General features: G+C 35.2%; 10 protein-coding genes. 6 read left to right on the forward strand and 4 right to left on the reverse strand.

Translation table 11 applies throughout. From position 1 onward, the window contains the following. Nucleotides 1-339: 339 nt before the first annotated feature. Genes Q0L29_RS14120 through Q0L29_RS14130 form a run of 3 tightly spaced genes read right to left on the reverse strand, consistent with a single transcriptional unit; the run spans nt 340 to nt 3739 of the window. Entirely contained in the window at nt 340-1089 is a 750-nt protein-coding gene (locus tag Q0L29_RS14120) for a succinate dehydrogenase/fumarate reductase iron-sulfur subunit (RefSeq protein ID WP_296622679.1), read from the reverse strand. 27 nt (nt 1090-1116) lie between these two features. Further along, nucleotides 1117-3051 carry a fumarate reductase/succinate dehydrogenase flavoprotein subunit gene (locus Q0L29_RS14125; RefSeq protein WP_296622680.1) on the reverse strand — a complete coding sequence of 645 codons (1935 nt, stop codon included), beginning with the start codon at nt 3049-3051 and terminating at the stop codon, nt 1117-1119. 16 nt (nt 3052-3067) lie between these two features. Then, complete coding sequence (locus Q0L29_RS14130; RefSeq protein ID WP_296622682.1) at nt 3068-3739, reverse strand: succinate dehydrogenase cytochrome b subunit; 672 nt, start codon at nt 3737-3739, stop codon at nt 3068-3070. 220 nt (nt 3740-3959) lie between these two features. Between Q0L29_RS14130 and Q0L29_RS14135 the strand changes: the two genes are divergently transcribed. From Q0L29_RS14135 to Q0L29_RS14150, 4 genes are all read left to right on the forward strand, one after another. Beyond that, nucleotides 3960-6749, forward strand: coding sequence for a gliding motility-associated C-terminal domain-containing protein (locus Q0L29_RS14135; protein WP_296622684.1), 2790 nt, complete (start codon nt 3960-3962; stop codon nt 6747-6749). After that, the gene (locus Q0L29_RS14140) at nt 6750-7154 is read left to right on the forward strand and encodes a thiol-disulfide oxidoreductase DCC family protein (protein ID WP_296622687.1); all 405 of its coding nucleotides are present in this window, start codon (nt 6750-6752) and stop codon (nt 7152-7154) included. It abuts the gene before it with no gap. Nucleotides 7155-7380: 226 nt separating this feature from the next. Further along, the gene (gene fabD, locus Q0L29_RS14145; RefSeq protein ID WP_296622689.1) at nt 7381-8259 is read left to right on the forward strand and encodes an ACP S-malonyltransferase; all 879 of its coding nucleotides are present in this window, start codon (nt 7381-7383) and stop codon (nt 8257-8259) included. Nucleotides 8260-8348: 89 nt separating this feature from the next. Continuing rightward, nucleotides 8349-9548 (forward strand): GAF domain-containing sensor histidine kinase, encoded by a 1200-nt coding sequence (locus Q0L29_RS14150; protein ID WP_296622690.1) that lies wholly within the window; start codon nt 8349-8351, stop codon nt 9546-9548. A gap of 139 nt (nt 9549-9687) precedes the next feature. On the opposite strand, the gene Q0L29_RS14155 is transcribed toward Q0L29_RS14150, so the two are convergent. After that, nucleotides 9688-11076 carry an arginine decarboxylase gene (locus Q0L29_RS14155; protein WP_296622693.1) on the reverse strand — a complete coding sequence of 463 codons (1389 nt, stop codon included), beginning with the start codon at nt 11074-11076 and terminating at the stop codon, nt 9688-9690. Between the two features lie 120 nt (nt 11077-11196). Here Q0L29_RS14155 and Q0L29_RS14160 point away from each other — a divergent pair, with 120 nt between their 5' ends. Next, nucleotides 11197-12111 carry a dimethylarginine dimethylaminohydrolase family protein gene (locus Q0L29_RS14160; RefSeq protein ID WP_296622695.1) on the forward strand — a complete coding sequence of 305 codons (915 nt, stop codon included), beginning with the start codon at nt 11197-11199 and terminating at the stop codon, nt 12109-12111. A 37-nt stretch (nt 12112-12148) separates the two neighbouring features. Continuing rightward, nucleotides 12149-12843, forward strand: a 695-nt coding sequence (locus tag Q0L29_RS14165; protein WP_296622696.1) for an arginine deiminase-related protein, incomplete at its 3' end; no start/stop codon positions are given.

Here is a 12843-nt window from a genome sequence, read left to right on the forward strand (position 1 = left end):
ATAAAAAGAAGAACTGAAATAGTAAGAATGAACCGTTCTTTTCCTCGGCCAAAAACAGATTCTAGAAGAAGGTTTAAAATCATGAATTCTAAAGGAATTTAGCTTAACTTAACGACATTGCGCGTGCGCTAGCATTTTGGTTGAGCTAGATTGAATGAAGCACGAGCTAGAAGCTCTTGCTATAGGATATGGTTTTGGTTGAAATTTAATGTCTGGGGATGTTTTGGTTTTTTTCTATATTTATTTTAAATCCAAAAGTATGGGATACAAAATAAATTTACAAATAAACCACATAAAAAAAGGGCCGAAGCCCTTTTTTGATATATAATTCTAATTTACTTAATCTTGAGATCCAATTTTTGCTCCTAGATATTCTCTATTCATTCTTGCAATATTAGACAAATCAATGCCTTTTGGACATTCAGCCGAACAAGCACCTGTGTTTGTACAAGCTCCAAATCCTTCTTCATCCATTTGTGCAACCATTTTTTGTGCTCTTTCAGCAGCTTCTACTTTTCCTTGTGGTAACATGGACAATTGTGAAATCTTTGCACTTACAAAAAGCATAGCTGATGCATTTTTACATGCCGCAACACAAGCTCCACAACCGATACAAGTAGCAGAATCAAATGCTTCATCCGCTACAGATTTAGGAATTGGAATTTCGTTAGCATCTGGCGTTCCACCTGTGTTTACACTTACATAACCACCAGCTTGAATCACTCGGTCAAATGCACCTCTGTCTACTGCCAAATCTTTCACTATAGGAAAAGCTTTTGCTCTCCAAGGCTCGATAACGATGGTTTCTCCATCTTGGAAACTTCTCATATGCAATTGGCAGGTAGTCACATTTTTTAAAGGCCCGTGGGGTTGGCCATTGATGTACATACTGCACATTCCGCAAATTCCTTCACGGCAATCGTGGTCGAAATGAACAGGGTCTTCGTCTTTGTCTATTAATTGTTCATTTAAAACATCAATCATTTCCAAAAATGACATATCTGCTGATACACCATCCAATTCGTATGTTTTAAATGCCCCTTTATCTTGGTTATTTTTCTGTCTCCAGATTTTTAAAGTGAATTTCATAATTAAAATATTTTTGGTGACTAAAGCTTACTTATAACTTCGTTGTGTCAGTTTCACATTTTCAAATATTAATTGCTCTTTGTGAAGCGTTTCCGGCTTTTCAGGACCAGTATATTCCCAGGCAGCAACGTAAGCAAAATCTTCATCATTACGCTTTGCTTCACCTTCAGGAGTTTGATGCTCTTCCCTGAAGTGACCTCCACAAGATTCCTCTCTATTAAGAGCATCATCAATCATTAGCTCACCTAACTCTAAGAAATCAGCTACTCTGGAAGCTTTTTCCAATAAACTATTAAACTCTTCATTAGAACCTAAAACTTTAACATTATTCCAGAAGTCTGCTCTCAATTCTTTCACCATATCCTTGGCTTTCTTTAAGCCTTCCCCGGTCCTTGACATTCCACAGTAATCCCACATGATTTTACCTAACTCTTTGTGGTAGTGGTCAACTGACTTAGTTCCTTTAATGGAAAGGAGCTTATCGATATTATCTTTTACGGCTTTCTCTGCTTCTTTGAAAGCTTCATGATCCGTACCAATTTTCTCATATTTCTCACCAGCCAAATAGTTTCCTATTGTATATGGAAGAACGAAATACCCATCTGCTAAACCTTGCATCAAAGCACTTGCTCCTAATCTATTTGCTCCGTGATCTGAGAAGTTAGATTCTCCTGTTGCATACAAGCCTTCAACATTTGTTTTCAAATTATAATCTACCCAAAGACCACCCATAGTGTAGTGAACAGCTGGATAAATCATCATTGGTTCTTTGTATGGATTACTTCCGGTGATTTGCTTGTACATATCAAACAAATTACCATATTTCCCAGCAATCGTATCTTGACCGTCTCTATTTATGGCATCTCTGAAATCAAGATAAACGGCTTTTCCTGATTCATTTACTCCTCTACCTTCATCGCAAACATATTTTGCATTTCTCGAAGCTACATCACGTGGAACTAAATTACCAAATGCCGGATATTTTGTTTCTAAGTAATAGTCTCTTTCATCCTCACTCAAATCATTTGGATGAATTTCTTTTTTTCTGATTTTCTCAGCTAGCTCTTTTGTTGCCGGCACCCATACACGACCATCATTTCTTAAAGACTCTGACATCAAAGTCAGTTTAGATTGATGATCTCCACTTACTGGGATACAGGTTGGGTGAATTTGAGTATAACAAGGATTTGCCATTAGAGCACCTTTCTTATGAGCTCTCCAAGCTGCTGTTACGTTTGAGCCCATTGCATTGGTCGACAAGTAGAATACGTTTCCATAACCACCAGAAGCTAATACCACTGCATGGGCACTATGTGATTCAATTTTTCCAGTAACTAGGTTTCGAGTAACGATACCTCTTGCTTTTCCATCCACCATTACTAAATCCAACATCTCAGTTCTTGGGAAAAGCTCAACTTTACCATTAGCAACCTGACGGCTCAAAGCACTATAAGCTCCTAATAATAATTGTTGTCCTGTTTGACCACGAGCATAAAATGTTCTGGATACTTGCGCGCCACCGAAAGAACGGTTAGATAATAATCCACCATACTCTCTGGCAAAAGGGACACCTTGAGCTACACATTGGTCAATAATGTTAACACTAACTTGCGCCAATCTGTAAACATTCGCTTCTCTTGAGCGGTAATCACCACCTTTTATGGTATCGTAAAACAAACGATAAACACTATCACCATCATTCTGATAGTTTTTAGCAGCATTAATTCCACCCTGAGCAGCAATAGAGTGAGCTCTTCTAGGACTATCTTGAAAGCAAAATGCTTTTACATTATAACCAAGCTCGGCTAAAGAAGCAGAAGCAGAAGCTCCGGCTAATCCAGTACCAACTACTATTACATCGTATTTACGCTTGTTAGCTGGGTTGACCAGCTTAACATTAAATTTATGATTCGTCCATTTCTCTGCTAATGGACCTTCAGGTATTTTTGATTCTAAATTCATAGTACAGTAATTATCCTTAACTATTGAAAAACATGATTAATGGAATACTTGCAAATGCAGCCGGGATAAGGATTGCATAAACGATTCCTAATTTTTTAATGAATGGAGTGTATTTACTATGGTTTAACCCTAGCGTTTGAAATGCACTGGAAAATCCGTGCGACAAGTGAAACGCCAATCCCACCATACACACTACATAAAGTGCAACATACCACCATTGTGAAAACGCCTCCTTAACAATAAGATAAAGGTCTTTGTTTCCGAATTCATCTACAGGCATTGTTCCAAATTTCATTTCAAACCAGAAACTTCTCATGTGGATTACCAAAAACACAAAAATTATAAAGCCTAAAATCCCCATATTTCTTGAGGAAAAAGAGCTATTAGCAGAACCTTTTACTTTGTCGTATCCTACAGGCCTTGCTTTTTTGTTCTTTATTACCAATGCAATTGACATTACAATGTGTAAAACAATAAATGCATACAATCCAATGGACAAGAATTGAATAATTGGATTTGAAGTCATAAACTTTGCATACTCATTGAAAGCCTCTCCGCCATCATCAGCTAAAAGCTGAAAATTTCCTGCTAAATGGACAACTAAAAAAATGATTAAAAAAAGACCGGTAAGTGACATCACTAATTTCCTACCGATTGTACTCGTTAAAGTGTCAGAAAGCCAACTCATATATTTTATTTTAATTATTAGGTTTATAATAAAATCTTCGTCTCAAAGTTACATTTGGAACACTTAGAAAACAATTGTGTTTTCTATTTTAAACAATTCTAAATAATACTACCTATTTTAGAAGATTGGAACAACTTTTAATGAAATCTAAATGTTTTGATGTTTTAAGAACAATATTTTTTAAATTAACGTTTTAAATATTCTTACCAATAATTAACTAGTGAAAAAATTAATCCTATTCATCATATTGATTATCTGCACCTTAGGTGAATCTTTAGCAACTCACATTAGAGCAGGGGAAATTACAGCCAGAAGAATTGGATGTAGCGGAAGAGAATATGAATTTACACTTACTGCCTACAGAGATACCGGTTCTGATATTTTATTTGGTAATGGTGAGTTCAAATTTGGAGATGGTGAATCTATTATGTTAAATCCAGATGGATTTAGCAGAAAAGAAATAATTGATGATGAGATTGAGTTAGTTGAGTTTAAAATTAGACATGACTACAATTCAAATGGAGATTATGTAGTCTCTTATGTAGAGGATTTTAGAAATGTAGGGATTATCAATATGAGTAATTCTGGTTCTGTTTCTTTTTATGTAGAAACTTTAATAAGAATAGATCCTTTCTTTGGTTGCAATGACACGCCAATCTTCTTAATCCCCCCTGTAGATAAAGGAGCTGTTGGTGTATTGTTTTATCATAACCCTGGAGCATTTGACATCAATGGGGATAGCATTGCCTTTAAATTGGTAACTCCTCAAAGTAGACAAGGAGTAGATGTACCTAATTTCAGATCTCCAGAAGTAGCCGCAGGAGGACAAAATAGTCAGCAAACCGGCCCAGCAACATTAACTTTAGATGAAGTACTTGGTGATTTAATTTGGGATGCCCCAGGAATGAAAGGCGAATTCAATGTTGCTTTTATAGCTGAAGAATGGAGAAAAATAGCAGGTGAATGGCGTTTTTTGGGAAGCGTTACTCGTGATATGCAAATTATAGTAGACGAAACTGAAAATGACCCACCTGAGCTAGAAATCCCATTAGATACTTGTATAGAAGCAGGAACTTTATTGAAGGCTGATATAATTGCAACTGATCCTAATCCTGAATCATTAGTAAAAATTGAAGGATTTGGAGGTCCATTTATTCTATCCCCGCCTGCAACCCTTTTACCAGATAGTAATGAATTTTTTGAAACTCCTTCAATTTCTAAATTCTCCTGGCAAACAGATTGCTCGCATATTCGAGAAGATCCTTATTTGGTCAGGTTTAAAGCAACTGATAATGGTCCTGGATTAAGATTGACCGCATTCGAAACTTGGAGCGTTACTGTGGTACCTCCATCACCAAAAAATGTGGTGGCCGAAAGTAAACCTCAACGATCAATTGAAATCAGTTGGGATGAATATAACTGTGGTGATGCCGAAGTAATTCAAGTTTATAGAAGAGTAGATAGCTTTAATTTTGAACCTGAAAATTGTGAAATTGGAATTCCAGAAAATGGAGGCTATGAATTAATCGGTGCCATGCCTGTGGGTCAAAATTCCTTTTTAGATGATAACGCAGGACAAGGATTAAATTTTGGCGCTACTTATTGTTATAGATTAGTGGCTATTTTTGAATTGCCAAAAGGTGGAGTGAGTTATGCATCAGAAGAAGTATGTCAAAAAATAGCTGCAACAGGCCCAGTAATTACTAATGTTACTGTTGATGAAACAGACTCTGATAATGGAGAAATCACAGTGAGTTGGTTACCTCCCCTTGATATTGATACTACTATCTATCCTGCTCCTTATAAATATCAAGTTTTAAGAAGTGATGGTGAAGATTTTGAGCCTATTGCAGTGATAGAAGATGATACTACCTTCACTGACACAGCTTTAAACACCACTTCTGAGATTTACAACTATCAATTAGAACTTTATCTTTTAAATGATGAAGTAAACGAAGAAAATATAATTGAAATCTCTGCTAAAGCATCTTCTGTATGGTTATCTTCTGTAGGATTATTTGAATCCATTCAGTTAAACTGGGAGGCTAACGTCCCTTGGTCTAACACTAATCAAGACTACCCATATCATTATATATACAGGAATAAAGTAAATGCAAATCCTAATCAGCTCGTATTGATTGATTCGGTTGATGTCACATTAAATGGTTTCCAATATTTAGATAGTGGTCAATTCAATAATCAGAACTTATCTAATATGGAAGAATACTGCTACTACATCACTACTTCCGGAGGATATGGAAATGAAGATATATTTGAACCTTTATTGAATGATTCTCAAATTTTATGCGCACGTCCTGATGATCAAATTGATCCTTGTCCACCATTTGATGTTGGTTTTCAATTAGATTCACCAGGGAAGTGTCTGGAATTTTTAGCTGATAAAGCGTGCGATTTTAATCAATTTCAAAACGAGCTATTCTGGGATGCAAATTTGGCTGATAGCTGTGACAATGAAATTAACTACTATGAAATATTTTTTAAAAACGAGTTAGATAGTGAATTTGAACTAATTGGCACCACTCGAGATACATTCTTTATTCATGACAATCTACCTGAATTTGCTGGATGTTATACAATAAGAGCTGTTGATCAGTCGGAAAATAGAAGCGAATTCTCAGAAACATTCTGTAAGGAAAATTGTCCAAATATCGCATTTCCTAATGTTTTCACACCTGGCAATGATGGGAAAAATGACTACTTTACTCCTTTCTATCCAAAACCTAGTGACCTTGCAGCAATCCCTCTAGATAAATGTCCGAGATTTCTCGAAAAAATAGAATTTAAAGTTTTCAATAGATATGGCAAGCAGGTATATGCCTATGAAAGTGGGGGCGAAAATAGTGTATATATTAATTGGGATGGTACAAATTTCAACGGAGAACCCTTACCTTCCGCTACCTATTTCTTTGAAGCCATCGTAACATTTGACATGTTGAGACCAGAAAACAAGCAAAAAAGGTATAAGGGTTATGTTCAAATCATAAGGTAATTGGAAAAACAAAAACCTATCATATTTTTCGATGGAGTATGTAATTTGTGTAATGGGGCTATCAATTTCATTATAGATAGAGATAAAAAAGGCTATTTTAAATTTGCGCCCTTGCAATCTAAAATTGCGAAAAAATTTGTTCCTCAGTCAGTAATTGAAAATACAGACAGTATTATTTACTTGGATTCCGGTCAACTATATTCTAAGAGTACTGCCGCTTTGAAAATTGCCCGTCATCTGGATGGACCCTGGAAGGGATTTTATGCTTTCATCATCATCCCAAAATTTATTAGAGATTATTTTTATGACCTTATTGCTAAAAATAGATATAAGTGGTTTGGTAAAAGAGAAAGTTGTAGAATGCCCACTAAAGAAATCAAAAATAGATTTTTAGAAATGGATTAAGCCAAAACAGGTTATTCAGATTTTCTAAAAGTTTATAACTTGCCACTTTAATTACGTTCTGAATATTAATAACAAATAAATACTTTATGAAATGAGCATAAATTTTAGCCCATCTTAACATGCAATCGAAGATAGCTGGCCTACCTCTGGTAGGAATAAAATTTGTAGCGAATTCTCCCATAGGGATCCCTTTGGGGCATGGTACAACTTAAAAACAACTATAAACATGAAAGCTTATGTATTTCCGGGCCAAGGCGCCCAATATCCCGGTATGGGAAAAGAATTATATGAAAATAATGCTGATGCCAAAAAGCTATTTGACCAAGCCAATGAAATCTTGGGATTTGACATCACGAAAATAATGTTCGAAGGAACAGCAGAAGAATTGAAAGAAACCAAAGTGACACAGCCCGCTGTTTTTTTACATTCTGTAATCAATGCTTTGGTTCATCCTGATTTCAAACCTGAAATGGTAGCAGGGCATTCTTTAGGCGAATTCTCAGCCTTAGTAGCAAATGGCACCTTATCTTTTGAGGATGGTTTAAAATTAGTTTATAAAAGAGCTTTGGCAATGCAAAAAGCTTGTGAAATAAATCCATCTACCATGGCGGCAGTTTTAGGCTTAGATGATGATGTAGTGGAAAAAATATGCCACGAAATCAATGAGGAAGTGGTAGTTCCTGCTAATTATAATTGCCCTGGTCAATTGGTGATTTCAGGCTCAAATAAAGGTATTGAAATTGCCTGTGAAAAAATGAAAGAAGCAGGAGCCAAAAGAGCTTTACCTCTTCCTGTTGGTGGAGCCTTTCATTCTCCTCTAATGGAGCCAGCTAGAGAAGAACTTGCTCAAGCCATTAAAGAAACACAATTTAATGAGCCAAAATGCCCTGTATATCAAAATGTGAATGCACAAGGCTCAATTGATGTGGAAGCCATTAAAGAAAATTTGATCTCTCAATTAACTTCTCCAGTGAAATGGACACAATCAGTTCACCAGATGGTACAAGATGGTGCCTCAGTTTTTATTGAAAGTGGTCCGGGAAAAGTTTTACAAGGTCTAGTGAAAAAAATTAATAAAGAATCTGAAGTCGCGCAGTTATCGTAATTTATTTTGTAAATTATATTTAATTAGTAATTGATAGTTTTTTTTATGAAAAAAGCCTGAACTTCAATTATTTATTAGAAAAGAGAACCATGCAGAAGCCTGATATTCCAGATAATGAAAATGAAAGATTAAAAGAACTCCGCAGGTTAAACATCCTAGATTCTGAAAAAGAAAAAGATTTTGATGACTTAGTGGAACTAGCTTCTATTATTTGTGGAGTCCCTATTTCTTTGGTAACACTTATAGATGCTGACAGGCAATGGTTTAAATCAAACAAAGGACTTAAAGTCGATTCTACCCACCGAGATATCTCCTTCTGTGGTCACGCTATAAATGGGGATAAAGTTTTTATAATAGAAAATGCAGTAGAAGATAACAGGTTCTTTGATAATCCTTTAGTTACAGAAAATCCAAACATTAGATTTTATGCCGGTATGCCTATCAAATCTGAAAATGGATTTAATTTAGGAACTTTATGTGTTATGGATTCAAAGCCTAAAAAACTTAGTGAACACCAAATTCAGGCCTTAAAAATATTAGGTGGCCAAGCCTCTAAACTAATTGAGTTGCGAGACAAAAAAAATGAACTCGAAATCAAAAATGAAAAGTTAGAATCTCTAAATCATCTTAATAATCAAATCACGAGCATAATATCCCATGATTTAAAAGGTCCCATCAATAGTTTGAGAACTTATATGAATTCAAAGTATATTGATGCCAATAATCCTGAGGATTTGGCACAGCTCTTTCCTTTGGTAAAAAATAACTTGAACAATCTCCATGAGTTAGTTGAAAATCTTCTGGAATGGTCAAGAAGTACTAATGACGTGAATTTTACTGAAGTAAAAGTTCAGGATTTAGTGCTTGAGGTCTGCAACTTATTTGAGGGCAACGCTAAGGAAAAGAATAATACCTTGAAATGTAAAGCAGAAGCTGATATTAAGGTTATAGCAGATCTTGCTATGATGAGATTCGTTATGAGAAATCTCATCAATAATGCTTTAAAATTCACCGAAAATGGCAAAATAAAAGTTGAAACTGAAATAACAGAAGAGGGTAAAGTTATCATTAAGGTGGTGGATAATGGTGTGGGAATCTCAAAACCTCTATTGGAGAGAATTAAATTAAAGGATAAAAAAATCACTACTAAAGGAACTCGAAACGAGAAAGGTACAGGTTTAGGACTTCAACTTATACGCGAATTCCTATCGATCCATAAAACAGAATTAAAAATTGAATCAGAAGAAAACAAAGGAAGTACTTTTTCTTTTGTACTTCCTTTGGCTTGAGAGGATAAACCTGTCAGGTTTTCAATCGATGTTTAAATGGTTGGTGTGCCACCAACCATGGACTCTAACCTGGTCGGTGGCACACCTACCGGAACCCATGGTTAATAATTTAAGTAAACCTGACAGGTTTTCTAGATTACTAATAACCTAAAATTTTCAACATACTCTCACTAGTTTGCTCTTCAGCAAATAGTTTAGTCGTAATATTTCCTTCTTCATCTTTATCAACCAAAACATGTTTTGGTGCAGGGATCAAGCAATGTTGAATTCCTCCATATCCACCTAAGGATTCCTGGTATGCCCCGGTATGGAAAAAACCTACATATTGCTTCTCATTCCTCTCCACTTTTGGCATGAACACTTCAAATGAGTGGGCTTCGGAGTTATAATAGTCCATCGAATCGCAGGTCAAGCCACCCATCTTTACTTTATGAAATGGCTCATTCCAATTATTAATGGCCATCAAAATAAATTTCTGATTTAGCCCCCAAACATCGGGTAAATGCGTGATAAAAGATCCATCAATCATATACCAAAGCTCTTTATCATTCTGCAGCTTTTGATCTAAGATAGAATAAATAGTAGCACCACTCTCTCCTACCGTATAACTACCAAATTCAGTCATGATATTTGGAGTCTCTACATTATTCTTCTCGCAAATCCATTGGATATTTTCTACAATTTGATCTACCATATATTGGTAATCGTATTCAAATCCTAATGAAGTTTTAATAGGAAAACCACCGCCAATATCAATGGTATCTAATTCTGGCGCTACTTTCTTTAGTTCACAATATTTATCAACAAAACGGCCTAATTCACTCCAGTAGTATGCTGTATCTTTTATGCCTGTATTGATAAAGAAATGCAACATTTTAAGCTTTGCTTTCTCACTTTTAGCTATTTTATTTTGATATAAATCAATTACATCATTATAGCGAATTCCTAATCGGCTTGTGTAAAATTCGAAAGTAGGTTCTTCATCTGAAGCTATCCTAATTCCTACTTTGAAAGGCTTTTTGGCTCCTGCTTCGTAACTATCGATTTCATTTAAATCATCTAAAACAGGAACTACATTTTCAAAACCAGAATTAATCAATTCATTTATATATTGCCTATAAAGTGGTCTTTTGAATCCATTACAAACTACATAATGTTGCTTTGTCAGCAATCCCTTATCATGCAATTTCTTAACGATCGGTATATCAAATGAGGAAGAAGTTTCCATATGAACTCCAGCTTTCAAGGCTTCTTCCATCACAAAGGAGAAATGAGAAGATTTAGTGCAATAGCAATAGGTATAATCTCCGTTATAATTAAATTTCTTGAATGCATTTGCGAAATACTCTCTCGCTTGATTAATATTTTGACTAATCTTTGGCAGATAAGTCAGTTTTAAAGGAGTGCCATACTTTTCAATTATATCCATTAAAGGGACATCATGGAATTTCAAGGCATTATCCTCTACATTAAATTCTTTTTGGGGCCAATAAAAGGTTTGTTCTATTAAATCTATGTAACTCTTCATTCAACTAAAGTTTAGTACGGTGTTGAAATGCAATATTGAATTATATTTGCAATCTTTGCAAAACTAAAATTTAAACGCTGAAACATTCAGGTTTTTCTATTAAATAATTCAATATTTTTTATGATAAATGTATTTGTAAACGATGAGACTTCCCCATTGAGGGCTGTGATATTAGGAATTGCCAAAGGTGTTGGGGATATACCCAATCTGGATGACGCTTATGACCCTAAGTCTAAAGAGCATATTGAGGCAGGAACTTATCCTAAAGAAGCTGATATGGTGAAGGAAATTGAAGCTTTTGCAAAAGTTTTAGAAAAACATGGTGTGAAAGTTTATCGACCAGAAATCATAAAAGACTATAATCAGATTTTCTCCAGAGATATTGGATTTGTAATTGAAGATAAATTCATCAAACCTAGAATTCTTAAAGACAGAAAAGAGGAAATAAAAGGTATTCAATACATTTTAGAACAAATTAATCCAGACCATATAGTTACGGTGCCAGAAGATGTAAGAGTGGAAGGAGGGGATGTAATGCTCTGGAAAGATCATATTTTTGTAGGTTATTCTGAAAAAGAAGATTTCGAGAAATACATTGTATCCAGAACAAATAGAGCAGGATTAGAATTTTTAGCAAATGAATTCCCTAACAAAAAGGTGAAGGGTTTTCAGCTCAATAAATCGGATGAAGTAGCCAAAGACAATGCCTTGCATTTAGATTGCTGTTTTCAACCAATAGGAGAAAACCAAGCCATTATTTATAAAAGTGGTTTTAAACTTGAAGAAGATTATAATTACCTCAGAGATTATTTTGGGGAGGAAAATTTAATCCATATTACTCGAGATGAGATGTATGAAATGAACTCCAATGTTTTCTCTATCAGCCCAAAAGTTGTGGTCTTAGAAGAAAACTTCACTCGCTTAACAGGAATCTTGGAAGAAAAAGGATACATAGTTGAAAAAGTACCTTACTCAGAAATTTCAAAAATGGAAGGTTTATTAAGATGTTCTACTTTACCGCTTGAAAGAGCTTAATATATTAAAGTAATTCTTGTAGAAAATTTTTAATCAGATGGAAAATAAGCAAAGCACCGATACATTAATGATGGTTCGCCCTGTTCAGTTTAGATTTAACGAGCAGACAGCTATCAACAACTATTACCAAAAGGCTATAGAAGGCTTGAGCGAATCTGAAATTCAATCAAAAGCGTCTAAGGAATTCGAGGAATTTGTCAAAAAACTTAGGGGCAAAAAAATCAATGTGATTGTAGTAGACGATACACCAGAGCCTAGTACACCAGATTCTATTTTCCCTAATAATTGGGTGTCTTTCCATGACGATGGACGAGTAGGGTTATATCCTATGTATGCTGTGAATAGAAGATCAGAAAGAAGAAATGATATTCTAGAGCAGTTTAAGGAAAAAGAAAGCTTAAAAATTTCTGAAATTATCGACTTCTCCTCTCACGAGGACGAATCACGATTTTTAGAAGGTACTGGGAGCATGATTCTAGACCGACCGAACAAAATTGCGTATGCTGCTATTTCTGTCAGAACAAACGAAATAGTGCTTGATGAATTCTGCGAAAAGTTCAATTACACAGCCGTGAAATTTACAGCCAATCAAACCTTCGAAGGGACTAGACTTCCTATTTACCATACTAACGTAATGATGTGCGTAGCGGATGAATTGGCAATTTTATGTGCAGATTCAATCGATGAGGCATCAGAAAGAAAAGCGGTAATCGATAGTCTTGAAAAAACAGG

Origin of the sequence: Marivirga sp. (genome assembly GCF_024636815.1) — a bacterium.
In the GTDB taxonomy this organism is placed as follows: domain Bacteria; phylum Bacteroidota; class Bacteroidia; order Cytophagales; family Cyclobacteriaceae; genus Marivirga.

Excerpts from the sequence above, each read along its gene's own strand:
- Q0L29_RS14160 (WP_296622695.1), top strand. The coding sequence starts at position 11,197 with ATGATAAATGTATTTGTAAACGATGAGACTTCCCCATTGAGGGCTGTG.
- fabD (WP_296622689.1), top strand. The coding sequence starts at position 7,381 with ATGAAAGCTTATGTATTTCCGGGCCAAGGCGCCCAATATCCCGGTATG.
- Q0L29_RS14155 (WP_296622693.1), bottom strand. The coding sequence starts at position 11,076 with ATGAAGAGTTACATAGATTTAATAGAACAAACCTTTTATTGGCCCCAA.
- Q0L29_RS14150 (WP_296622690.1), top strand. The coding sequence starts at position 8,349 with ATGCAGAAGCCTGATATTCCAGATAATGAAAATGAAAGATTAAAAGAA.
- Q0L29_RS14125 (WP_296622680.1), bottom strand. The coding sequence starts at position 3,051 with ATGAATTTAGAATCAAAAATACCTGAAGGTCCATTAGCAGAGAAATGG.
- Q0L29_RS14120 (WP_296622679.1), bottom strand. The coding sequence starts at position 1,089 with ATGAAATTCACTTTAAAAATCTGGAGACAGAAAAATAACCAAGATAAA.
- Q0L29_RS14130 (WP_296622682.1), bottom strand. The coding sequence starts at position 3,739 with ATGAGTTGGCTTTCTGACACTTTAACGAGTACAATCGGTAGGAAATTA.